Source organism: Pseudomonas sp. MRSN 12121 (genome assembly GCF_000931465.1).
Classification (GTDB): domain Bacteria; phylum Pseudomonadota; class Gammaproteobacteria; order Pseudomonadales; family Pseudomonadaceae; genus Aquipseudomonas.
Window position 1 is genome coordinate 5,564,970 of record NZ_CP010892.1, and the last position, 23,769, is coordinate 5,588,738.

Genomic DNA, 23,769 nt, shown 5'->3' on the forward strand with positions numbered 1-23,769 from the left:
TGAACTCCAGAGGTCAAGTGTTCAGATACCGCGTGATCAGGGCAATGCCGCTGGCCAGCACCAGCCAGGTCACCAGCCGGACAAACGCCTCGCGGGACAGCCTCATCGTCAGGCGCCGACCTATCCACAAGCCCAGTGCCATAGCCGGCACCAGGCACAGCGCCAGCACCAATAAAGGCAGTTGCGCATAAACACCGGCGATGGCGAACAGGCTCAGGCGCACCACGGTGCTGCAACTGATCAACGCGCTCTGGGTGGCCCGCGCCGCATCCTTGGGCAGGCGGCTGTTCAGGTAGATGGCATATAAGAAGCCGCCGCTGCCGAACAGCGCGCCGAACAGCCCGCCCACGGTCCCCATCGGAATCGCCCAGCCCGCCGCCAGCGCTTTGGGCCGCGCCTTGACCCACAGGCTGTACACCGCATAAGCGCTGATAAACAGCCCCATTAATAGCAGCAGCACATCGGATTTGAGGTTGAGCAGGAAAATCACCCCCAGGGTGCAGCCCAGCGCCATGCACGGCAGCAGGCGCAGCAGTTCGGCACGCTCGACGTCCCGGCGCGACGGCAGGAGATTGCCGAACGCCGCGACGAAATCCAGCAGCACCAGCAACGGCACGATCTTCGACAGCGGCATGAACAGGATCAGGACCGGACCGGCCACCAGCGCCGTGCCGAACCCGGCAATGCCGAACACGATATACGCCAGGGCGATCCCCAGACCGATCGCCAACCAGCCACTCGCGCCCCATGACCACTGCCCCAACAACTCAACCATGCTCATCGACTCGTCATCCTTATTGATCCGGAAATGACTTTAGCCAGCGGGAAGCCTTGCGACTAATATCATCAAAGCCCTCCACCCATCTCAAAAAGGCATGACTGGTGATTTCAACCCGGCAATTGCGTTACTTCGTGGAAATCGTCGACAGCGGCAGTTTCAGCGCGGCGGCCGAACGCTTGTTCATCGCCCAGTCCGCCCTCAGCCGTCAGATCAAGGACTTGGAAAACCACCTGCAAACCCCGTTGTTCGAGCGGACCGCGCGCCTGCCCCGGCTGACGGCGGCCGGCGCGGCCTTCTACCCGCGAGCGCGCAACCTGCTGGACGAGCTGAACAAGGCCAGCGAACTGGCGACCCAGGTCGGCCAGGGGCAATGGGGGACGCTACGCCTGAGCCACTCCAGCACGGTGTCCATGAGCGGCCGGTTGCTGCAGGCCATCAGCCGCTATGTGGAAGAGTGCCCGGGCGCGTCGATGGATATCGCCACCTTGTCCTCCGAAGCGCAGTTGGAGGAAGTCGCCGAAGGCCGGCTGGATATCGGCCTGCTGCGACTGCCCGTACTGCGCCAACGCGAGGGGGTGCAGATCACTCCACTGTTCAGCGAACGCCTGCTGCTGGCCGTGCCGTCCGGCCACACCCTGGCATTGAATCCACCGCCCCAGGGCATCGACCTGGCGCAACTGCGCGACGAAGCCTTTATCTCCATTCCTCACCCGCAACGTGGCGGCCTGAGTTACCTGTCGGCCGAGTTGTGCATGCGCCAGGGCTTTTTCCCCAAGGCGGCGCGGGTGCTATCGCGCAAGACCACCCAGTTGCAATTGATCCAGGCCGGATTCGGCATCGCCCTGCTGCCCGAGTCGATGCGCGACATCGCCCCCGCCAGCCTGCGCTTCCTGCCCCTGGCGGACCCGGCGTGCCAAAGCACGGTCGCCCTCGCCTGCCGACAGCAGCCGACACCTTTGGTCAAACAGTTCATCGAACACTTCCATGGCGCCCTCGCGTCCTAGCCGGTGGAGGCATCGTCTCCTTTTGTTTCGATCCATGGAGATTGTTCGCCGAATGCCTTTAAACTGCGCCCCATGATTAAAGATCCCTTTGCAAGACTCGGCCTGGACCGCGAAGTCCTGACCGTCAGCCAGCTCAACGGCCGTGCGCGGGTGTTGCTGGAAGACGTGTTCAGCAACATCTGGGTCGAAGGCGAAATCTCCAACCTCGCCCGCCCGGCGTCCGGCCATGTGTATTTCACCCTCAAGGACAGCGGCGCCCAGGTGCGTTGCGCGCTGTTCCGGCAGAATGCCGCGCGGGTGCGCCAGGCATTGAAGGACGGCCTGGCGGTCAAGGTACGCGGCAAGGTCTCGCTGTTCGAGGGCCGCGGCGACTATCAACTGATCCTCGATACCGTCGAGCCAGCCGGCGATGGCGCCCTGCGCCTGGCCTTCGATGCCCTGAAGGAAAAGCTCAGCGCCGAAGGCCTGTTCAGCGCCGAACGCAAGGTGCCGCTGCCCGCTCATCCCCAGCGTATCGGCATCATCAGTTCGCCGACGGGCGCGGTGATTCGCGACATTATCAGCGTGTTCCGCCGCCGGGCGCCGCAAGTGGCGCTGACCCTGATTCCTACCGCCGTGCAGGGGCGCGAAGCCACTGCACAGATTGTCCGGGCGCTGCAGATGGCCGATGCCCGAGGCTTCGATGCGCTGATCCTGGCCCGCGGCGGCGGCTCGCTGGAGGACCTCTGGTGCTTCAACGAAGAGGCCGTGGCCCGCGCGGTGGATGCCTGCGTCACGCCGATCGTCAGTGCCGTGGGCCATGAAACCGATGTGTCGATCAGCGATTTCGTCGCCGACGTGCGCGCCCCAACGCCCTCGGCGGCTGCCGAACTGCTCGCCCCGGACTCCAGCGACCTGCAACGCCGGCTCGAAAGCCTGCATCGGCGCCTGGTGCTTCGCATGCGCGACCGCCTGATGCGCGATCGCCTGCGCCTGGAAGGCATGTCCCGGCGCCTGCGTCACCCGGGCGAGCGGCTGCGCCAGCAAGCGCAACGCCTGGATGACCTGGATATGCGCATACGTCGAGCGTTCGAGCGTAGCCTCAACACCCGCCGCGAACGCCTGATCCGCCTGGAAACCCGGCTCGCCGGCCAACACCCCGGGCGCCAGCTGGCGCTGCTGCGGCAACGCCTCGACAGCCTGGCCGAACGGCTGCCCCGCGCCATGCGCGAAGGCCTGAAATCCCGTCGCCTGCAATTGCACAGCCAGATGCAGACCCTGCACGTCGTCAGCCCGCTGGCCACCCTGGGACGAGGCTACAGCATCCTCCTGGACGAACGTGGCCAGGCCATCCGCAGCGCCGGACAGACCCAACCGGGACAGCGCCTCAAGGCGCGGCTCGGCGAAGGCGAACTGCAAGTCCGCGTCGAGGACAATCACCTGACACCTGTCACCCTTTCTTTACTGGATTGATCCATGCCGCGTGTTCTCTGCTCACTGCTCTTGCTGTGCCTGACTTTCAACGCCCATGCCGACAGCTACATCACCCGCCTGTTGAACAAACCGGTGCCCGGCGGCGTCGCGGTGATCGACCTCGGCACCGGCGCCCAGGCGCCCAAGGCCAGCTACCAGGGAAAACCGCTGCTGGTGGTCAAGGAGCAGAACAACTGGCTGGCGATCGTCGGCATTCCCCTGACCGTCAAACCCGGTGTCCAGCAGGTCAGCACAGCAGGCCGCAACCTGAGCTTCAACGTGGGCAGCAAGAAATACCCGGAGCAACACATCACGCTGAAGAACAAGCGCCAGGTCAACCCTGACCCGGCCGACCTCAAGCGCATCGAGGCCGAACTGGCCGAGCAGGTCCGGGCCTATCGCAGTTTCAGCCCGAATACCCCGAGCAACCTGCTGCTGGACAAACCGGTGAACGGCCCGCTGTCGAGCAAATTCGGCGTGCGCCGTTTCTTCAACGGCGAAGAGCGCAATCCCCACGCCGGCCTGGACTTCGCGGTGCCCGCCGGAACGCCGATCAAGACCCCCGCCGCCGGCAAGGTGATCCTGATCGGTAACTACTTTTTCAATGGCAACACGGTCTTCGTCGACCACGGCCAGGGCTTTATCAGCATGTTCTGCCATATGTCGAAAATCGACGTGAAGCCGGGCCAGCAACTGGCTCGTGGCAGCGTGGTGGGGAAAGTCGGCTCGACCGGCCGGGCCACGGGGCCGCACATGCACTGGAACGTCAGCCTGAACGATGCCCGCGTCGATCCGGCGATCTTTATCGGTGCCTTCCAGCCCTGAGCCCCCCGCAAACGGCAGGGGTGCGCTTGCTCCTGCCGGGATTGCGCAGGTTAAAAAGTCTGCGCAATAAGAGCGAAACTTCCCTGCCCGCAACAGAATAAAATCTCGCCGAATCTCGGTTTTAAGAGATTTATCTCAATTTTTTTCGACTACTTGCCATCTTTCACCCCAGTGGTTAGGGTTGAAGGCATGAAAACCTCTCACACCCTCATTCAGCGTCGTCAACACCGAAGCCTCTGCCTCGTCAGCGCACGACTGCCAGGGTGAGTCGCGGTACCTCGTCCCCTGCTTCAAATACTCACAACACCCCATTGATTCATCGGCAGGCCGCCTCTTTTCGGCCCGGACAATAAGGATTTCCCCATGAGCATGCTCAAAGACCCGTCCTCGAAGTACCGCGCGTTTCCGACCATCAACCTGCCGGACCGCACCTGGCCTTCGAAAACCATCACCCGCGCGCCGATCTGGTGCAGCTCCGACCTGCGCGATGGCAACCAGTCGCTGATCGAGCCGATGGATGCGGTCAAGAAGCTGCGCTTCTGGAAAACCCTGGTCGCCGTGGGCGTGAAAGAAATCGAGGCCTCCTTCCCGGCCGCCTCGCAGACCGACTTCGACTTCGTGCGCACCCTGATCGAAGAAGGCCACATCCCGGACGACACCACTATCCAGGTGCTGACCCAGGCCCGCGAAGACCTGATCGCACGCACCTTCGAGTCGTTGCGTGGGGCGAAAAAAGCCATCGTTCACCTGTACAACGCCACCAGCCCGTCGTTCCGCCGCATTGTCTTCAACCAGGACAAGGCCGGCGTGAAAGAGATCGCGGTGAACGCCGCCAAGCTGTTCGTCAAATACGCCGCCCAGCAGCCGGAAACCCAGTGGCAGTTCGAATACTCGCCAGAAACCTTCAGCGCTACCGAGCTGGAGTTCGCCAAGGAAGTCTGCGACGCGGTGGTCGAAGTCTGGAACGCGACCCCACAGAACAAGGTGATCCTCAACTTGCCCGCCACCGTTGAAGTGGCGACGCCGAACATCTATGCCGACCAGATCGAGTGGTTCTGCCGTCACATCAACCGCCGCGACAGCGTGATCATCAGCCTGCACACCCACAACGACCGTGGCACCGGCGTGGCCGCCACCGAACTGGGCCTGATGGCCGGCGCCGATCGCGTCGAAGGCTGCCTGTTCGGCAATGGTGAACGTACCGGTAACGTCGACCTGGTCACCGTGGCCCTGAACCTCTACACCCAGGGCATCGATCCCGAGCTGGATTTCTCCGACATCGACGGCGTACGCAAAGTGGTCGAAGAGTGCAACCAGATCCCGGTGCACCCTCGCCATCCGTATGTCGGCGACCTGGTTCACACCGCGTTCTCCGGCTCGCACCAGGATGCGATCCGCAAGGGCTTCGCCCAGCAGAAATCCGATGCGCTGTGGGAAGTACCGTACTTGCCGATCGACCCGGCGGACATCGGTCGCAGCTACGAAGCGGTGATTCGCGTCAACAGCCAGTCGGGCAAAGGCGGTATCGCCTACCTGCTGGAGCAGGAGTACGGCATCAGCTTGCCACGTCGCATGCAGATCGAGTTCAGCCAGGTAGTACAGCGCGAAACCGATCGCCTCGGCCTGGAGATGACCGCCCAGCAGATCCACGCGCTGCTCCACAGCGAGTACCTGCAAGCCAACACGCCATACGCGTTGGTCAGCCATCGCCTGCAGGAAGAAAACGGCCACAGCGCCGTGGAAGTGGAAGTCTCCGGCAAGGGCCAGGGCGAGACCAACCTGCACTGGCGCGGCAAGGGCAATGGCGCCCTGGAAGCCCTGGTAGCCGGCTTGCCGGTTCCGGTGGAGATCATGGACTACAACGAGCATGCCATCGGCGCCGGCACCAACGCCAAGGCCGCGGCCTACATCGAACTGCGAGTGAACGGCGAACGTGCGGTACACGGTGTGGGCATCGATGAAAATATCACCACCGCCAGCTTCAAGGCGCTGTTCAGCGCCCTGAACCGCTCCCTGAGCCAGACGGACGCGAAAGCTGCCTGACGGTTTCCCGCGTAGAAAAAAGCCCCGGTTGATCCGGGGCTTTTTTATGGCCGCCCCTTGGTGCTCAGGCGGTGGTGTTGATGCGTGCCGTCAAGGCCTGGAGCAAGGCGGCCTGCAATACCTGGAGGTTGCTGGCGGTAATCGCGATCTGCGCCTGCACCTCCATCGCCTGCTGTGCCTTCTGCTCTTCGCTCGCCTGGCCCTTCTGCACGCCGGACAACTGCGACTGCTGCTCGGTCAGGGTCTTTTCCGTCTCGTCGATCTGCTTCTGCAATTGCGCGACGAGGTCTGCGGGGTTCGACTTGAGATCGGCCTTGGCAGCGTATTCCTGCATGTCGACGCTTACCGAATCACGGTCATTCGCAACGCCTTCATCCTGTTCTTCAAGCGGGCTGGCCGGCGGCTCGGCTATGTTGAGCTTCTGTGGCGTGGCGGCCAATGGAAATGGCGTGCTGCCCACAGCACCGATACTGGTCATGGTGAGTCTCCCTGTAAATCCTCTTTCCCTTAACGGCATACCCCAGGCGTTCTTTAAGCCTGGGTGAATTCGAAGGTGTCCGCATCCAGGTAGGCCGGAAAACGCGCCCGATAGGCAGCCAGCTCCGCCGCATCCAGGCTGACATGGAATACCCCGTCGGCCTCGCCGGCCCCCAGCAAGGTCTCGCCCTGGAAGTCCAGCACCTGGCTATCGCCGGTGTAGGCAAACCCCTTGCCATCGGTCCCCACGCGATTGACCGCCGCCACATAGCACAGGTTTTCGATGGCCCTGGCTGGCAACAGGCGATTCCAGTGCTGGCGCCGCGCTCCCGGCCAATTGGCCGTATACAACAGCAAATCGGTGTCCCGGGGATCGCGGCTCCACACCGGGAAGCGCAGGTCGTAGCAGATCAATGGCCGGATACGCCAACCCTTGAGCTCGAACTGCACCTGGCGCTCGCCCGGCGTGTAGTGATCGTGCTCCCCCGCCATGCGGAACAGATGGCGCTTGTCGTAATGCCAGAGCTCGCCATCGGGGCGCGCCCATAACAGACGGTTGCGGTGGCTGCCGTCGGCAGCCTGGATAATCACGCTGCCGGTGATCACCGCCCCGAGCCGCGCGGCCTGATTGCGCAACCATTTGCTGGTCGGCCCGTTTTCCGCCTCGGCGAGGGTTTCGGATTCCATGGAAAATCCGGTGGTGAACATCTCCGGCAGGATGATCAGGTCAGCTCCGCGGGCCTGCTCGAGCAGCAGCTCGAAATGCTCGAGGTTGGCCTGACGGTCATGCCAGACCAGAGAAGTCTGGATCAGCGCCACATTCAGATTGGGCAAAGCACTCAGATCACGCATAGTTTCTCCGCTGCCTGGCGCAGCGTCTCCTCGCGCTTGGCGAAGCATAGCCGTACCAGGCGCTGGCCTTGCGGTGGCTCGCGATAGAACACCGACACCGGAATGGTGGCGACACCGTGCTCACGGGTCATCCATATCGCCATTTCGACATCATTCAGGTCCGGGCGGATCCGCGAATAGTCCACCAGTTGAAAATAGGTGCCGGCCACCCGGGTAAAGCTGAACCGAGAAGGTGCCAGCAAATCGCAGAACAGGTCGCGCTTGGCCTGGTAGAAAGCGGGCAGCTCCTCGACATGTTCCGGGTGTTCGGCCATGTAGTCCGCCAGAGCGTACTGCAAAGGCGTCACGCCACAGAAGCTGACATATTGATGCACCTTGCGCAGTTCCGCGCTCAGGGCCGGCGGAGCGACCACATAGCCGGTCTTCCAACCGGTCACGTGATAGGTCTTGCCAAAGGAACTGACTACGAATGCCCGCTGGTAGAGCTCCTCGTGGGCCAGCACGCTGACGTGCGGGGTGCCGTCGAACACCAGGTGTTCATAAACCTCGTCGCTGACCAGATAGATGTCCCGGTCGCGAATCAGCGCGGCCAACTGGTCCAGTTCGGCACGGCTGATCAGCGCGCCACTGGGATTGTGCGGCGCATTGAGGATGATCATCCGGGTCCGCGGACTCAGCGCTTCGCCGAGCTTCTGCCAGTCGATGGCGAAATCGTCCAGGCCCAGCTGCACATGCACGCAGCGCCCGCCGGCGAGCTCGACCGAGGGCTCATAACTGTCGTAGCAGGGATCGAAGACAATCACTTCATCGCCAGGCTGGATCACCGCCTGGATCGCACAAAAGATGGCCTGGGTAGCGCCGGGGGTAATGGTCACCTCGGTATCGGCATTCACCTGCACGCCATAACTGCGGGCGATCTTGGCCGCTACCTGCTGGCGCAAGGCCGGTAGTCCGGTCATCGGCGCGTACTGGTTATGGCCGCTGGCGATATGCCGGGCCACAGCATCACGCAAGGCCTGCGGACCATCGAAGTCGGGAAAACCCTGGGACAGATTCAGCGCGCCGGTTTCCACCGCGAGCTGTGACATTTGCGTAAAGATGGTGGTGCCGACATTCGGCAGCTTACTGGTGATCATGGGTGATTCCCTGCTGAACACCCGGCTCTACGGCGGCACGGGAGGCCCCGAGAATAGCCCAAACCACAGGCATGAAAAAGGGCGCCAAAAGCGCCCTTTCTCTCACATGAAGACCTGTGGAAGCGAGCTGCCCGCCGCTGCCGGCAAGCCACCCCGCATGAGCCTCAGCGCTTGTCCCGGCGCTTCTTCTCGGCCTTCTTGTGGTGCGACATTAGACGCCGCTTCTTGTTGACCTGACGGTCGGTGAGCGTGTTCTTGTTGCCTTCGTACGGGTTGTCGCCACCTTTGAATTCGATACGGATCGGCGTACCGACCAGCTTCAGGACTCGGCGATAGGTGTTTTCCAGGTAGCGCACATAAGACTTCGGCACCTTCTCGACCTGGTTCCCGTGGATCACGATCAGCGGCGGGTTGGCGCCGCCCAAGTGAGCGTAACGCAGCTTGATGCGACGGTTGTTGACCATCGGCGGCGCGTGTTCGCTTACGGCGTCTTCGAGAATCTGCGTCAGGCGGCTGGTCGGCCAGCGGGTAACCGCGGACTTGAAGGAGTTCTGCACCGACTGGTAGAGGTTGCCGACGCCAGTACCGTGCAGCGCCGAAATGAAGTGGATGTCGGCGAAGTCGACGAAGAACAGCCGGCGTTCCAGCTCGGTCTTCACATAGTCGCGCTCGCGCGGGTCCATGCCGTCCCATTTGTTCAAGGCGATGACCAGGGCGCGACCGGCTTCCAGGGCGAAGCCCAGCAGGTTCAGGTCGTGGTCCACCACACCTTCGCGGGCGTCCATGACGAAGATCACCACGTTGGCGTCCTTGATCGCCTGCAGGGTCTTGACCACCGAGAACTTTTCGACTTCCTCGTGGATCTTGCCGCGCTTGCGCACACCGGCCGTGTCGATCAGCGTGTACTTCTCGTCGTTACGCTCGAAGGGGATGTAGATGCTGTCGCGGGTGGTGCCAGGCTGGTCGTAGACGATGACCCGGTCTTCGCCGAGCATGCGGTTGACCAGCGTGGACTTGCCCACGTTCGGACGACCGATGATGGCGATCTTGATACCGTCCTTCTCGCTCGGCCCGGGAATGCGCTTGGCTTCCTCGCCTTCGGCAACGACCTCTTCCTCACCCTCTTCCGGCTCGTCCGCGTCATCCTTAGGGAACTCGCCCAGGGCGATTTCCAGCATCTGCGAGATACCGCGGCCATGGGCACCGGCGATCGGGATCGCGTCGCCCATGCCCAGGGGGGCGAACTCGGCCCGGGCCATGTCCGGGTCGATATTGTCGACCTTGTTGGCGATCACGAACGAGGTCTTGTTACGTTTGCGCAAGTGCTCGCCGATCATCTGGTCAGCAGCGGTAAAACCGGCCTTGGCATCGACCAGGAACAGAACGACATCGGCTTCTTCGATGGCCAGCAGCGACTGCTCGGCCATCTTTTCGTCCATGCCATGCTCGTCACCGGAAATACCGCCGGTGTCGATCAGAATATAGGTACGCCCTTGCCACTTGGCCTCACCGTATTGGCGATCACGGGTCAGACCGGACAAGTCGCCGACAATGGCGTCGCGAGTCCGAGTCAGGCGGTTGAACAAGGTGGACTTGCCGACGTTCGGTCGGCCCACCAGGGCGATTACGGGAACCATGCGGCTCTCCACTGCGTTATTTCAGAAAATACAAAAGCCGCTGCGGGGCAGCGGCTGGTGCTCGGGGCAGCACGAAAAAAGCGCTGCGAACCTTGCCAGGGCAAGGCCGCTTGGGGATCAACCCCAAGCATAGTCAAACCATTACTTGATGGTCAGGGCTTCCAGTTTGCCGCTGTTGCCATACACATAAATCATGTTGCCCACCACCAGCGGACGAGCGCGCAGGCCGTCGCTGTCGATACGCTCACGACCGACGAAACGGCCATCCACCTGGCTCAGCAGGTGCAGGTAACCTTCCAGGTCGCCTACCGCCACATAGCTGGAGAAGACTTCCGGAGCCGACAGTTGGCGGCGAGCCAGCGAGTCGTTGCTCCACAGGGCAGTGGTGGAACGCTCGTCGACGCTTTCGACCGTGCCGGAGGACAGGCTCACATAGACGCTGCCGAAACCTTGAGCGACACCGGCGTAGCTGGAAGCATCACGCTGCCAGAGCGGGCGACCGCTTTCCAGGTCCAGCGCCGCGACGCGACCCTGGTAGCTGGCGACATACAGGGTGCCGCCGGACAGCAGCAGGCCGCCATCGATGTCGACCACCCGGTCCAGCTCGGAACGACCTTGCGGAATAGCCACACGCTGCTCCCACACCGGCACGCCGTTGCGGATATCCAGGGCAACCACTTTACCGGTCGACAGGCCGGCCACCGCCAGGCGGTTGGTGGTGATTGGCGCACTGGTGCCGCGCAGGGTCAGTACCGCCGGGGTGCTGTCGTAGACCCACATCTGGTTGCCGGTGGCGGCATCGAGGCCGATCACACGGTCATCCTGGGTCTGGACCACAACCACGTCACCATTGGTGGACGGTGGCGCCAGGACCTCGCTGGTCACCCGCGCACGCCACTTCTCTTCGCCATTGGACGCATCCAGAGCGACGACTTCACCTTTCAGGGTGCCGATCATGACCAGGCCATAACCCACGCCAACGGCACCGGATACTGGCAACTCCAGATCCTGTTTCCATTTGACGTCGCCGTTCATGCGATCCAGCGCCTCTACCACGCCCGTCACGTCAGCGGCATAGATGGAGCTGCCGTCGATCGCCGGAACCAGCATGTTGTAGGTCTCGCCCTGACCGTCACCGATCGAACGGCTCCACTGCTTCTGCAGGACCACTTCTTCTTTGAAGTCGACCAGTTCAGCCGGTGGCAATTCTTTCTTGCTGTTGCTGCTGCAACCCGCCGCCAGAACGGCCAGGGCCAGCAATGCTGCATGTTTCCAACGGATCACGTCACGCATCCCCTTTGGCCAGGTCGTCCAGCTTGATTTGCAGGCCACCGACCGCCGCTTCGTCGGACAGTGCAGCCTTGGCTTTTTCGTATGCAGCATGGGCTTCGTCGGTCCGCCCCAGTTGGACCAGCAGGTCCCCCTTGAGCTCTTCGCGAGTGGCCAGGAAAGCCTTGTCGGTATCCCCCTCGAGCAGTTTCAGGCCTTCGTCGGCCTTGTTCTGCGCCGCCAGCACCTGGGCCAGGCGCTGGCGGGCGATCTCGCCCAGCGTCGGGTTGACCGGCTTGTCGGCGATGGCTTTGAGCTCGTTGGCCGCGTCGTCCAGCCTGCCGGTATCGACCGCCACCTTGGCGACGAACAGGCTGCCGTACTGGGCATAGGCCGTACCGCCGAACTCGCTGTTGAGCTTGCCGGCCAGGTCCGCCACGCGGGCTGCATCGGGCTTGCCGTCAGGCGTCAGTGTGGTTTCCAGCAATTGCTGGTAGAGCATCGAGGCGCCTTGCGACTGATTGCTCTGATACTTGTGCCAGGCCTGCCAGCCGAACACGATGACCAGCGCCAACAGGCCGCCGGTAACCAGAGGCTTGCCGTTACGCGACCACCAGTCTTTCAAATCCGCCAGCTGTTCATCTTCGGTACTCGACACCCCAATACTCCTTATTCGCTAAATCGGCTGTTTGACAGCTTCAACCCTGCACGACGCAGGTGGCCAGGTGTGCAGCGAGCGCATCCCAGGCAATGCTTTGTTGTTCGCCCTGGCCACGCAGGGGCTTGAAACCTACCACTTGCTGGGCCAATTCATCGTCGCCGAGGATCAGTGCATACAACGCACCGCTCTTGTCGGCTTTCTTGAACTGACTCTTGAAGCTGCCGGCACCGGCATTGATCTGCAGGCGCAGGTTCGGCAACTGGTCACGAACACGCTCACTCAACGCCAGGGCAGCCAGTTCGGCAGCCTCCCCGAAGGCGCAGAGGTAAACGTCGACCTGGCGCGAGATCTCTTCAGGAACCTGCTCCAGGGTTTCCAGCAGCAATACCAGGCGCTCGATCCCCATGGCGAAACCGACGCCCGGAGTAGGCTTGCCGCCCATCTGCTCGACCAGGCCGTCATAGCGGCCACCAGCGCAGACCGTGCCCTGGGCACCGAGCTTGTCGGTCACCCATTCGAAAACGGTCTTGCTGTAGTAATCCAGCCCGCGAACCAGCTTCGGGTTGATCACGTAAGGAATGCCGGCGGCATCCAGGCGGGCCTTGAGGCCCTCGAAGTGCAGGCGGGACTCTTCGTCCAGGTAGTCGGCCAGCTTGGGCGCGTCCACCAATACTGCCTGGGTGTCCGGGTTCTTGGTGTCGAGTACGCGCAGCGGATTGGTCTTCAGGCGGCGCTGGCTGTCTTCATCCAGCTTGTCCATGCGCGCCGACAGGAATTCCACCAGCGCATCGCGATAGCGGGCACGAGCCTCGGCGGTTCCCAGGCTGTTCAGTTCGAGCTTGACCGCATCACGGATGCCCAGCTCGCCCCACAGGCGCCAGGTCAGCACGATCAGCTCGGCGTCGATATCCGGACCATCGAGGTTGAAGACTTCGCAACCAATCTGGTGGAACTGGCGATAACGGCCTTTCTGAGGGCGTTCGTGGCGGAACATCGGGCCGATGTACCAGAGCTTCTGCACCTGGCCACCGCCAGTGATGCCGTGCTCGAGCACCGCGCGTACGCAAGCGGCGGTGCCTTCCGGACGCAGGGTCAGGGAGTCGCCGTTACGGTCGTCGAAGGTGTACATCTCTTTTTCGACGATGTCGGTCACTTCACCGATGGAGCGCTTGAACAGCTCGGTGAATTCGACGATCGGCATACGGATCTGCTTGTAACCGTAGTTATCCAGCAGCCGCGCAACAGTGCCTTCGAAATAGCGCCACAGGGGCGTCTGCTCGGGCAGGATGTCGTTCATGCCACGAATGGCTTGGAGAGACTTGCTCACTATAAATCCTTAAATTCGTTCGGCTCTTCAGTCGGGCTCAGCCGCGAGCGATCAGCGCTGCTTCGGCTTCGACCTTTTCAGCCGCCTTCTCACGGATCAGCTTTTCCAGCTCATCCACAAGATTGTCATTCGTCAGTTTCTGCGACGGCTTGCCGTCGATGTAAATCAGGTTCGGTGTCCCGCCGGTCAGGCCGATATGCGCCTCTTTGGCTTCACCCGGGCCATTGACCACACAACCGATGACCGCTACGTCCAGCGGCACCAGCAGATCCTCGAGACGGCCTTCCAGTTCGTTCATGGTCTTGACCACATCGAAGTTCTGCCGCGAGCAGCTCGGGCAGGCGATGAAGTTGATGCCACGGGAACGCAGATGCAGGGACTTGAGAATGTCGTAGCCGACTTTCACTTCCTCGACCGGGTCGGCCGCCAACGAGATGCGAATAGTATCGCCAATCCCTTCGGCCAGCAGCATACCGAGGCCCACGGCGGATTTCACCGTGCCTGAACGCAAACCACCGGCTTCAGTGATCCCCAGGTGCAGCGGCTGGACGATTTCCTTGGCCAGCAGGCGGTAGGCTTCGACGGCCATGAACACGTCGGACGCCTTCACACTGACCTTGAAGTCCTGGAAATTCAGGCGTTCGAGGTGCTCGACATGGCGCAGAGCCGACTCCACCAGCGCGGCCGGGGTAGGCTCGCCGTATTTTTTCTGCAGGTCTTTTTCCAGGGAACCGGCGTTGACGCCGATACGGATCGGGATCCCTCGATCACGGGCCGCATCCACCACCGCCCTCACACGGTCTTCACGACCGATGTTGCCGGGGTTGATCCGCAGGCAGTCGACGCCCAGTTCGGCCACGCGCAAGGCGATCTTGTAGTCGAAATGGATATCGGCGACCAAGGGCACCTTGACCTGTTGCTTGATACGACCGAAAGCCTCGGCCGCATCCATGTCCGGCACGGAAACTCGCACGATGTCCACACCGGCAGCCTCCAGACGATTGATCTGGGCGACGGTGGCCGCCACATCGTTGGTATCGCTGTTGGTCATGCTCTGTACGGCAATGGGGGCATCACCACCCACTGGTACCGAGCCGACCCAGATCTTGCGGGACTCGCGACGCTTGATTGGAGATTCGCCGTGCATGACTTATTGACCTAACTTCAGGCGAGCAGTCTCGCCACTGGTGAACGGAGCCACATCGACCGCTTGTCCGTTGTAGCTGACCTGCGCACCACGGGCGTAACCCAGGCGCACGGCAAAAGGCGGCTTGCCGGATACGTCGGCGGTTTCGCCCTTGCGCTTCAGACCACTCAACAGCACCTTGCCGCTGCCATCGGTGATCTGGGTCCAGCAATCGGCTGTGAATTGAATCTGTACCTGGCCGGCGCCGGCGACCGGAGCCGCGGCGGGTGCGGTTGGCGTTGCCGGAGCGGCAGCGGCCGCCACCACTGGAGCAGCCGGCGCAACCGGAACAGTCGCGGCCGGGGCAACAGGAGCCACGAGTACCGGCCCCGAAGTCGGAGCGGCAGGCGTGGCAGCTGGAGCGCTCGGAGCGACAGCCGTCGCATCCGTCTGCACCTGGCCTGGAGCAACAGGAGCATCGCTCTGTACCGGGGTTTCGCCCTCGGCCTGGCCTTCCACGACCGCCTGGTCTTCCGGTTCGTCGATCGGATGAATCTGCGTGGTGCCGTCGGCGCCTTCGACCTCGACGTGTTCCTGATTGAGGCCGACCAGCTCCTTGGTACGCAAGGAGGTTTGATCCTGCCACCAGACAAAGCCGCCGCCGATGACCGCAATCAGCAGCAACAGGCTGACGATGCGCAAAATGGTATGCGATACCCGCACCGGCTCTTCGATGCGACCCAGGCTATGCACATTGCTGCCTTGGGAGTCGGTGCCGGTGTATTGGTCGAACGCCTGGACCAGAACGGCCTGATCCATCCCCAGCAACTTGGCGTAGGCACGGATATACCCCCGGGCGAAGGTGTGTCCCGGCAGCTTGTCAAAAGCGCCTGCTTCCAGGTTGCTCAACGAGGTAGCGGTGAGATTGAGCTTGAGGGCCACGTCAGCCAAGGCCCAACCATTGCTTTCGCGGGCCTGACGCAGGGTCTCACCGGGGTTTACGCGAGTCGCTGCTAGAACTTCGGGATGCGCCGCTTTCATCATTGCTCCGACAGGTATTGCTGATATTCCGGCGTACCGGGATAGAGTCGTTTTAATTGCAGGCCGTAACTGGCGACCTTGTCGCGATCTTCGAACACCGTTGCCAGCCGAACGCCGAGCAATAGACTACGTGCATTTTGCTCGCTCAGCAGGCTAAAACGATCGTAATAGTCGCGTGCGGGCACATAATGCCTGTCTTCGAAGGACAACTCAGCCATTTCCAGCAACGCTCGTGGCTGCTGGCGGTTCAGGCGCAAGGCTTTTTCCAGATGCTGGCGGGCCAGGTCACGCTCTCCCAGTACCGCGGCAGTCATGCCAAGGTTCTCGAACACCCGGGATCGCTCGGGGTACAGGGTATCAGCAGCCGCCTGTTCAAAGCGCTGATAAGCATCTTTGTAACGTTTTTCCTCAAAGAGGAAACTGCCGTAGTTGTTCAGGATACGGGCATCGGAGGGGCGAGAAGCCAGGGCCTTGCGATAATGCTGGTCAGCCAGCTCGGGCTCCATCTCGGCCTGGAACACCAGCGCCAGGGCGGCATTGGCGTCGGCATCCGACTCGTCCAGCTCCAGGGCCTTTTTCAGCGGCACCTTCGCCCGTTCGGTCATGCCTTGCTGCAGATACCCCAGGCCCAGCTGGACATAAGCCTCACGCGCCTCGTCCCGCCCCTTGCTTGTCTTCATCGGGTTGAAATCCCCCGAAAGAACACAGCCAGCCGACAGGCTGACAAAAAGCAGAAGCAGCGCGACGCGCAAGGTCATGGAGATCCTCTCTCAGGTACGATTCGCAGCGCTTTGCGGCATATCGGCGTCGACGCTCAACTCGCGCACGGCGATATAACGTTCGCTACGACGGGTGCGATCCAGCACCTGCCCTACCAGTTGTCCACAGGCCGCATCGATGTCCTCGCCGCGGGTCGTGCGCACGGTGACGTTGAAGCCTGCATGGTGAAGTTGATCCTGAAACCGGCGAATGGCGTTGTTGCTTGGCCGCTCGTAGCCGGAATGCGGGAACGGATTGAACGGGATCAGGTTGATCTTGCAAGGAACGTCCTTGAGCAACTCGATCATTTCGACAGCGTGTTCGACCTTATCATTGACGTCCTTGAGCAGGGTGTACTCAATCGTCAGCACACGTTTCTCGCCCAGCGCCGACATATAGCGCTGGCAGGATTCGAGCAGCATCTTCAGCGGGTACTTCTTGTTGATCGGCACCAGCTGGTTACGCAACGCATCGTTCGGTGCGTGCAGGGACAACGCCAGGGAGACGTCGATGTGCTTGGCCAGCTCATCGATCATCGGCACCACGCCGGAGGTCGACAGGGTCACGCGGCGCTTGGAAATGCCGTAGCCCAGGTCGTCCATCATCAGGCGCATGGCCGAGATGACGTTGTCGAAGTTCAGCAGCGGCTCACCCATGCCCATCATCACCACGTTGGTGATGGCACGGTCGACGGTCGCCGGGACGCTGCCAAAGGATTTGTTGGCAATCCACACCTGGCCGATGACTTCGGCGGCGGTGAGGTTGCTGTTGAAGCCTTGCTTGCCGGTGGAGCAGAAACTGCAATCCAGGGCACAGCCTGCCTGGGACGAAACGCACAAGGTGCCGCGCTTGCCCTGGGGAATGTAAACGGTCTCGACGCAGCTGCCGGACGCCACGCGCACCACCCATTTGCGGGTGCCGTCGCTGGAGATGTCCTCGCTGACCACTTCCGGACCGCGAATTTCGGCAACGGCCTTGAGCTTTTCGCGCAAGGCCTTGCCGACGTTCGTCATGGCGTCGAAATCATCGACCCCAAAGTGGTGAATCCATTTCATTACCTGACCGGCACGGAAACGCTTCTCCCCGATTGAGTCGAAGAATTTTTCCATTTCCGGTTGAGTCAGACCCAACAGGTTAGTTTTGCCAGTCGATGTAGTCATGGTTTCACCTTCACTCACAGGCCTTTTGGCTTAGCGAGTGGTCACTTCGGTGGAAGCGAAGAAGTAAGCGATTTCGCGTGCAGCAGCAGCTTCGGAGTCCGAACCGTGAACGGCGTTAGCGTCGATGGACTCGGCGAAGTCGGCGCGGATGGTGCCGGCAGCAGCTTCTTTAGGGTTGGTAGCGCCCATCAGCTCACGGTTCAGAGCGATAGCGTTTTCGCCTTCCAGAACCTGGACGACAACCGGACCGGAAGTCATGAAGGCAACCAGCTCGCCGAAGAAACCACGAGCGCTGTGCTCAGCGTAGAAGCCTTCGGCTTCGGCTTTCGACAGTTGCTTCATTTTCGAAGCTACAACGCGCAGGCCAGCTTTTTCGAAACGGGTAACGATCTCGCCGATGACGTTTTTTGCAACAGCGTCAGGCTTGATGATGGAGAAAGTACGTTGAACAGCCATGGTGTAACTCCAGAAACGGTGATTAAAGCGAAAAATTAAACCCGCGAATTATACGCGGGTTTATAGGGATTGCCTAACTGCGTACGGGCCAGACTCAGTCTGCTTCTTCGATCCAGGCAGCCTGAATGGCTTCAAGAACCTTCTCGCCACCGCGAGCCGGATCGTCGCTGAATTCCGGCAGTGCCAGAACCCATTGGTGCAGATCGACAAAATTTACATAACGCGGATCCACGTCCGGTTTGGCCTCGACCAACTGGATCGCGATTTCCAGCACATCAACCCACTTCAGACTCATGATGATTCCTTGAATCAGTGCGGCGCTTCGGCTGCATGGTTGAGCGAATATTTCGGAATTTCGACGGTCAGGTCTTCCTCGCCGACGATCGCCTGGCAGGACAGGCGCGATTGCGCTTCCAGGCCCCAGGCCTTGTCCAGCAGGTCCTCTTCCAGCTCGTCGGCCTCGTTCAGCGAGTCGAATCCTTCGCGAATGATGCAGTGGCAAGTGGTGCAGGCACAGACGCCGCCGCAGGCACTCTCGATCTCGATGTGGTTGTCATGCGCCACCTCCAGAACCGAAGTCCCCGGCTCGACCTCTACAACCAGGCCGTCCGGGCAAAACACGGCGTGTGGCAGAAAAATGATCTGCGGCATCAGTTATTCCTCGATTTCATTCAGGTTGCGCCCCGCCAGAGCGGCTTTCACCGTCGAGTCCAGGCGGCGGGCAGCAAACGCATCGGTCACTTGCGACAGACGCTTGGTCTGCTGCTCGATGGCATAACCATCGGTACCACGCATCAATTCACTCAATTCCTGCATCTGCAACTCGATGACCATGCGCTCCTCGGCGTCCAGCAGACGCTCACCGTCCGCCTCTAGCGCCCCCTGCACCGCCTCGATCAGGCGCTGGGCATCGACCTGCTGCTCACGCAGCACGCGGGCGGCCTTGTCATCACCGGCGTATTGGAAGGAGTCCTTGAGCATCCGGGCGATCTCGCCGTCGGTCAGGCCGTAGGACGGCTTGACCTGAATGCTGGCCTCGACGCCCGAACCCAGCTCGCGAGCGGATACGCTCAGCAGGCCGTCGGCATCGACCTGGAAAGTCACGCGAATTTTCGCCGCGCCAGCCACCATGGCCGGGATACCGCGCAACTCGAATCGCGCCAGGGAGCGGCAATCGCTGATCAGCTCGCGCTCGCCCTGCAGCACATGAATCATCATGGCCGACTGGCCGTCTTTGTAGGTGGTGAAGTCCTGAGCGCGGGCGACCGGGATCGTGGTGTTGCGTGGAATCACCTTCTCCATCAGCCCGCCCATGGTTTCCAGCCCCAGGGACAGTGGAATCACATCGAGCAGGAGCAGCTCGCCACCTTCGCGCTTGTTGCCAGCCAGGGTATCGGCCTGGATCGCGGCACCAATGGCTACCACCTGATCCGGGTCGATTTCGGTCAGCGGCTGGCGCCCGAACATTTCGGCGACGGCTTCACGAACCCGCGGAACGCGGGTCGAACCGCCGACCATGACCACCGCCCGCACATCGTCCAACTCGACATTGGAGTCCCGCACCGCGCGCCGGCAGGCCTTGAGGCTGCGCGCCACCATCGGCTCGATCAGCGCATCGAAGGCGCTGCGAGTCAGCGGCGCCGACCAGGCGCCATAGGTCACCTGGACGGACGCGGCATCGGTGAGCGCTTCCTTGGCGGCGCAGGCGGTCTGCAGCAGATTGCGCTGCGCGCCCGGATCGAGATCAGCGGACAAGCCGGCGCTCTCGATGATCCAGCCAGCGATCGCGTGATCGAAATCATCACCGCCCAGGGCGCTGTCGCCCCCGGTAGCCAAGACTTCGAAGACGCCGCCAGTCAGGCGCAGAATGGAAATATCAAAGGTCCCGCCACCCAGGTCATAAATGGCCACCACCCCTTCGGCGTGCTGATCCAGGCCATAGGCCACGGCCGCCGCGGTCGGCTCGTTGAGCAGGCGCAATACGTTCAGACCGGCCAGCTTGGCCGCATCCTTGGTCGCTTGGCGCTGGGCATCGTCGAAATAGGCCGGAACGGTAATCACCGCCCCCACCAGCTCACCACCCAGGGTCGCCTCGGCGCGCTGACGCAGCACCTTGAGGATATCGGCGGAGACCTCCACCGGGCTTTTCGGGCCCTGGACCGTGTCGATGAACGGCATGTGCGATTCGCCACCGACAAACCGGTACGGCAGTTGCTCGCCCAGTTGCTTGACGTCGGACAGACCGCGCCCCATCAGGCGCTTGACCGACAACACGGTATTCAGCGGATCGGCGGACGCCGCCAGCCTGGCGGACTCGCCCACCTCGACATGGTCGGCGTGATAGCGCACGGCGGACGGCAGGATGACCTGGCCGCTGGCGTCGGGCAGCGGCTCGGAAAGACCGCTGCGCAAGGCAGCGACCAGCGAATTGGTAGTACCCAAGTCGATGCCCACAGCCAGGCGACGCTGGTGCGGTTGCGGACTTTGGCCGGGTTCGGCGATCTGCAGTAGGGCCATGTTTATCTGGACTTATCTGTATATCAGGCGTGCGACCGGAGCGGCACTGGGTTAATCGTCGAGGCGCTCTTCTAACTGGCGCACTTCGTAGGTGAGCTTGTCGAGGAACTGCATGCGCCGCATCAGGCGCTCGGCCTGTTCGCGTTGCGCGGCATCGTCCCAACAGGCTGCGAAGCTTTCGTTCAATTCTTCCTGAGCCACTTTCAGGCGGCGCTTGAAAGCGGCGATACCGCCCAGGTCGGCCTCGTCCTGCAGATCCTCGAGCTCTTCGCGCCATTGCATCTGCTGCAGAAGAAACTCCGGATCGTGCACCGTGACCTCCAGCGGCAGCTCATGGCCACCCATGGCGAGCAAGTACCGCGCGCGCTTAGGAGGGCTCTTGAGGGTCTGGTAGGCCTCGTTGAGGCTGGCGGACTGTTCCAGCGCCGCTCGCTGTTCACGCTCGGAAGCATCAGCGAAACGGTCAGGATGAACGGCACGCGCCAACTCTCGGTAGCGCGCGGCCAACTGCTCGAGATCCAGGCGGAAGCTCGGCTGCAGTTCAAATAAAGCGAAATGACAAGGAGTACCCACGAGCAGCCTCAGACGTTGAAGCTTTCGCCGCAGCCACACTCACCGCGCACGTTGGGGTTGTTGAACTTGAAGCCTTCGTTCAACCCTTCCTTGACGAAGTCCAGTTCGGTGCCATCCAAGTAGGCCAGGCTTTTCGGATCGATGATCACCTTTTCGCCATGGCTCTCGAACACCTGATCGTCTTCACTGATCTCGTCGACGAACTCCAGGACATAGGCAAGGCCGGAACAGCCTGTGGTGCGAACACCCAGGCGAATCCCATCACCTTTGCCGCGCCCGTCGAGGGAGCGTCGCACGTGTTGAGCAGCCGCTTCTGTCATGCTGATAGCCATCGTGACTCCTTACTTGTCGCTCAATCTGTGAAAGCGGATCCGCGAAATCAGATCAGGCCTTTCTTCTGCTTGTAATCGCGAACGGCAGCCTTGATGGCGTCTTCGGCGAGTACCGAGCAGTGGATTTTCACTGGCGGCAAGGCCAGTTCTTCGGCCAGCTGAGTGTTCTTGATGGTCTCTGCTTCATCCAGAGTCTTGCCTTTCATCCACTCGGTCGCCAGGGAGCTGGAGGCGATGGCCGAACCGCAGCCATAAGTCTTGAACTTGGCGTCTTCGATGATGCCCTGCTCGTTGACCTTGATCTGCAGGCGCATGACGTCGCCGCACGCTGGAGCACCGACCATGCCGGTACCGACATCGGGGTCTTCCGCGTTCATCTTGCCGACGTTACGCGGGTTCTCGTAGTGGTCGATGACCTTTTCGCTGTAAGCCATGATTCTTAATCCTCACTCATCAGGGCCGCTCTTGAGGCCCTGCAGTTACGCCAGCGTCAGCGCCGCGTAGCTACAGGATCTGTATCTGGCGGCTTCTATATTTAGTGTGCCGCCCACTCGATCTTCGAGATATCGACGCCATCTTTGTACATGTCCCACAGCGGCGACAGAGCGCGCAGCTTGGTCACGGCCTCGCAGACTTTCTGCGCGGCATAATCGATTTCTTCTTCGGTGGTGAAGCGGCCGAAGGTGAAGCGGATCGAGCTGTGTGCCAGTTCGTCGTTGCGACCCAGGGCACGCAGCACGTACGAAGGTTCGAGCGACGCCGAGGTGCAGGCCGAACCGGAGGAAACCGCCAGGTCCTTGAGCGCCATGATCAGCGACTCGCCTTCGACATAGTTGAAGCTCAGGTTCAGGTTGTGCGGTACACGGGCGGTCATGCTGCCGTTGATGTACAGCTCTTCCAGGTGCTCGACCTGCTTGTAGAAACGGTCGCTCAACGCCTTGATGCGCACATTCTCGGCCGCCATGTCTTCCTTGGCGACGCGGAAGGCTTCGCCCATGCCGACGATCTGGTGGGTAGCCAGGGTGCCGGAACGCATGCCGCGCTCATGACCGCCACCGTGCATGGTCGCCTCGAGGCGAACCCGCGGTTTGCGGCTGACGTACAGCGCGCCGATCCCCTTGGGACCGTAGGTCTTGTGGGCGGAGAAGGACATCAGGTCGACTTTCAGTGCCTGCAGGTCGATCTCGACCTTGCCGGTGGACTGAGCGGCGTCGACGTGGAACAGAATGCCTTTGGAGCGGGTCAGCTCGCCGATCGCGGCAATGTCGTTGACCGTACCGATCTCGTTGTTCACGTGCATGATCGACACCAGGATGGTGTCGTCGCGCAGGGCGGCTTCAACCATGGCCGGGGTGATCAGGCCATCTTCGCCAGGCTCGATGTAGGTGACTTCGAAGCCTTCACGCTCGAGTTGGCGCATGGTGTCCAGGACAGCCTTGTGCTCGATCTTCGAGGTGATCAGGTGCTTGCCCTTGGTGTGATAGAAATGCGCGACACCCTTGATTGCCAGGTTGTCGGACTCGGTGGCACCGGAGGTCCAGACGATTTCACGCGGGTCGGCATTGACCAGGTCAGCCACTTGGCGACGGGCATTTTCCACCGACTCTTCGGCTTTCCAGCCGAACACGTGGGAGCGGGACGCCGGGTTACCGAAGTTCCCGTCGACCAGCAGGCATTCACTCATCTTTTGCGCGACGCGCGGATCGACCGGGGTGGTCGCTGAGTAATCAAGGTAAATCGGCAATTTCATGGACTCTCTCCTAAATCAGGCTGGCTGGCGTGCCGCTAGCTCTTTGGCTGTCATTCGACGGCGGACGCTTCAATCTTGTCCAGGTGCTGCGCCTTGCCATTACAGCGGCGCTGATCCTGACGCTGGGCTACTTCTTGCACCTCACGGCGAGTCACAAGGTCGGCCAAGCTGATACCGCTCAGAAATTCGTGAATCTGCAGGCTCAGGTCGCACCACAAGTGGTGAGTCAGGCAGGTGTCGCCGGAATGGCAGTCACCCTGGCCCTGGCATTTGGTTGCATCGACCGACTCGTTCACCGCATCGATCACCTGGGCCACCTGAATGCCTTGCATGTCCCGCGACAGCTGGTAGCCACCGCCTGGACCACGCACGCTGGACACCAGATTGCTACGGCGCAGCTTGGCGAAGAGCTGTTCGAGATAGGACAGGGAGATGCCTTGGCGCTCAGAGATATCGGCCAGGGACACCGGCCCATGTTGCGCGTGCAACGCCAGGTCAAGCATGGCTGTTACCGCGTATCGGCCTTTTGTAGTCAGTCGCATGGACAGGTACCACGGAGTGTTTCGGGATGGGAGCGAGTATGCAATTCCC

Annotated in this window: 25 protein-coding genes; 4 read left to right on the top strand and 21 right to left on the bottom strand. The window is 61.6% G+C overall.

All coding sequences use genetic code 11. The features are described from left to right. Positions 1–13: 13 nt before the first annotated feature. The gene (locus tag TO66_RS25220) at positions 14–781 is read right to left on the bottom strand and encodes a sulfite exporter TauE/SafE family protein (protein WP_044464829.1); all 768 of its coding nucleotides are present in this window, start codon (positions 779–781) and stop codon (positions 14–16) included. Between the two features lie 101 nt (positions 782–882). Here TO66_RS25220 and TO66_RS25225 point away from each other — a divergent pair, with 101 nt between their 5' ends. From TO66_RS25225 to leuA, 4 genes are all read left to right on the top strand, one after another. Continuing rightward, a complete protein-coding gene (locus tag TO66_RS25225; RefSeq protein ID WP_044464830.1) occupies positions 883–1,785 on the top strand; it encodes a LysR family transcriptional regulator in 903 nt (300 codons plus the stop codon). Between the two features lie 72 nt (positions 1,786–1,857). After that, positions 1,858–3,237 carry an exodeoxyribonuclease VII large subunit gene (gene xseA / locus TO66_RS25230; protein WP_044464831.1) on the top strand — a complete coding sequence of 460 codons (1,380 nt, stop codon included), beginning with the start codon at positions 1,858–1,860 and terminating at the stop codon, positions 3,235–3,237. 3 nt (positions 3,238–3,240) lie between these two features. Further along, positions 3,241–4,062: a peptidoglycan DD-metalloendopeptidase family protein gene (locus tag TO66_RS25235; protein ID WP_044464832.1), complete on the top strand. Its 822-nt coding sequence runs from the start codon at positions 3,241–3,243 to the stop codon at positions 4,060–4,062. A 363-nt stretch (positions 4,063–4,425) separates the two neighbouring features. Next, the gene (gene leuA / locus TO66_RS25240; protein ID WP_044464833.1) at positions 4,426–6,105 is read left to right on the top strand and encodes a 2-isopropylmalate synthase; all 1,680 of its coding nucleotides are present in this window, start codon (positions 4,426–4,428) and stop codon (positions 6,103–6,105) included. Positions 6,106–6,169: 64 nt separating this feature from the next. Here leuA and TO66_RS25245 read toward each other — a convergent pair whose 3' ends face one another. The 20 genes from TO66_RS25245 to iscR all read right to left on the bottom strand — a co-directional run bounded on the left by TO66_RS25245 (position 6,170) and on the right by iscR (position 23,720). Continuing rightward, a complete protein-coding gene (locus tag TO66_RS25245) occupies positions 6,170–6,583 on the bottom strand; it encodes a hypothetical protein (protein WP_044464834.1) in 414 nt (137 codons plus the stop codon). Between the two features lie 53 nt (positions 6,584–6,636). Continuing rightward, a complete protein-coding gene (locus TO66_RS25250; RefSeq protein WP_044464835.1) occupies positions 6,637–7,434 on the bottom strand; it encodes an amidohydrolase in 798 nt (265 codons plus the stop codon). Continuing rightward, entirely contained in the window at positions 7,422–8,570 is a 1,149-nt protein-coding gene (locus TO66_RS25255) for a pyridoxal phosphate-dependent aminotransferase (protein ID WP_044464836.1), read from the bottom strand. The genes TO66_RS25250 and TO66_RS25255 overlap by 13 nt, the downstream gene beginning before the upstream one ends. Positions 8,571–8,734: 164 nt before the next feature. Beyond that, positions 8,735–10,207, bottom strand: coding sequence for a ribosome biogenesis GTPase Der (gene der, locus TO66_RS25260; RefSeq protein ID WP_044464837.1), 1,473 nt, complete (start codon positions 10,205–10,207; stop codon positions 8,735–8,737). A gap of 141 nt (positions 10,208–10,348) precedes the next feature. Next, positions 10,349–11,500, bottom strand: coding sequence for an outer membrane protein assembly factor BamB (bamB, locus tag TO66_RS25265; RefSeq protein ID WP_044464838.1), 1,152 nt, complete (start codon positions 11,498–11,500; stop codon positions 10,349–10,351). Continuing rightward, entirely contained in the window at positions 11,493–12,134 is a 642-nt protein-coding gene (locus TO66_RS25270) for a tetratricopeptide repeat protein (RefSeq protein WP_044464839.1), read from the bottom strand. The genes bamB and TO66_RS25270 overlap by 8 nt, the downstream gene beginning before the upstream one ends. A gap of 40 nt (positions 12,135–12,174) precedes the next feature. Next, positions 12,175–13,464 carry a histidine--tRNA ligase gene (gene hisS / locus TO66_RS25275; RefSeq protein ID WP_044464840.1) on the bottom strand — a complete coding sequence of 430 codons (1,290 nt, stop codon included), beginning with the start codon at positions 13,462–13,464 and terminating at the stop codon, positions 12,175–12,177. Between the two features lie 37 nt (positions 13,465–13,501). Then, positions 13,502–14,611, bottom strand: a complete 1,110-nt coding sequence (gene ispG, locus TO66_RS25280) for a flavodoxin-dependent (E)-4-hydroxy-3-methylbut-2-enyl-diphosphate synthase (RefSeq protein WP_044464841.1) — start codon at positions 14,609–14,611, stop codon at positions 13,502–13,504. A gap of 3 nt (positions 14,612–14,614) precedes the next feature. Continuing rightward, a complete protein-coding gene (locus TO66_RS25285) occupies positions 14,615–15,631 on the bottom strand; it encodes a RodZ family helix-turn-helix domain-containing protein (protein ID WP_044464842.1) in 1,017 nt (338 codons plus the stop codon). Then, the gene (pilW, locus tag TO66_RS25290; RefSeq protein ID WP_044464843.1) at positions 15,631–16,389 is read right to left on the bottom strand and encodes a type IV pilus biogenesis/stability protein PilW; all 759 of its coding nucleotides are present in this window, start codon (positions 16,387–16,389) and stop codon (positions 15,631–15,633) included. Before pilW ends, TO66_RS25285 begins: the two co-directional genes overlap by 1 nt. Before the next feature lie 12 nt (positions 16,390–16,401). Then, on the bottom strand, positions 16,402–17,550 hold the full coding sequence (gene rlmN / locus TO66_RS25295; protein WP_044464844.1) for a 23S rRNA (adenine(2503)-C(2))-methyltransferase RlmN: 1,149 nt from the start codon (positions 17,548–17,550) through the stop codon (positions 16,402–16,404). A 30-nt stretch (positions 17,551–17,580) separates the two neighbouring features. Beyond that, positions 17,581–18,006 (bottom strand): nucleoside-diphosphate kinase, encoded by a 426-nt coding sequence (gene ndk / locus TO66_RS25300; protein ID WP_007929529.1) that lies wholly within the window; start codon positions 18,004–18,006, stop codon positions 17,581–17,583. Positions 18,007–18,100: 94 nt separating this feature from the next. After that, positions 18,101–18,301 carry a Fe-S cluster assembly protein IscX gene (gene iscX / locus TO66_RS25305; protein WP_044464845.1) on the bottom strand — a complete coding sequence of 67 codons (201 nt, stop codon included), beginning with the start codon at positions 18,299–18,301 and terminating at the stop codon, positions 18,101–18,103. 14 nt (positions 18,302–18,315) lie between these two features. Next, positions 18,316–18,657 carry an ISC system 2Fe-2S type ferredoxin gene (fdx, locus tag TO66_RS25310; RefSeq protein ID WP_044464846.1) on the bottom strand — a complete coding sequence of 114 codons (342 nt, stop codon included), beginning with the start codon at positions 18,655–18,657 and terminating at the stop codon, positions 18,316–18,318. Between the two features lie 3 nt (positions 18,658–18,660). Next, positions 18,661–20,523 (bottom strand): Fe-S protein assembly chaperone HscA, encoded by a 1,863-nt coding sequence (gene hscA, locus TO66_RS25315; RefSeq protein WP_044464847.1) that lies wholly within the window; start codon positions 20,521–20,523, stop codon positions 18,661–18,663. A 51-nt stretch (positions 20,524–20,574) separates the two neighbouring features. Further along, entirely contained in the window at positions 20,575–21,096 is a 522-nt protein-coding gene (gene hscB / locus TO66_RS25320; RefSeq protein ID WP_044464848.1) for a co-chaperone HscB, read from the bottom strand. Between the two features lie 8 nt (positions 21,097–21,104). Beyond that, positions 21,105–21,428, bottom strand: a complete 324-nt coding sequence (gene iscA / locus TO66_RS25325) for an iron-sulfur cluster assembly protein IscA (RefSeq protein ID WP_044464849.1) — start codon at positions 21,426–21,428, stop codon at positions 21,105–21,107. Between the two features lie 47 nt (positions 21,429–21,475). Then, positions 21,476–21,862: a Fe-S cluster assembly scaffold IscU gene (iscU, locus tag TO66_RS25330; protein WP_007929523.1), complete on the bottom strand. Its 387-nt coding sequence runs from the start codon at positions 21,860–21,862 to the stop codon at positions 21,476–21,478. Between the two features lie 101 nt (positions 21,863–21,963). Continuing rightward, entirely contained in the window at positions 21,964–23,178 is a 1,215-nt protein-coding gene (locus TO66_RS25335; RefSeq protein WP_044464850.1) for an IscS subfamily cysteine desulfurase, read from the bottom strand. 50 nt (positions 23,179–23,228) lie between these two features. Continuing rightward, positions 23,229–23,720, bottom strand: a complete 492-nt coding sequence (gene iscR / locus TO66_RS25340) for a Fe-S cluster assembly transcriptional regulator IscR (RefSeq protein ID WP_009045442.1) — start codon at positions 23,718–23,720, stop codon at positions 23,229–23,231. Positions 23,721–23,769: the final 49 nt, after the last annotated feature.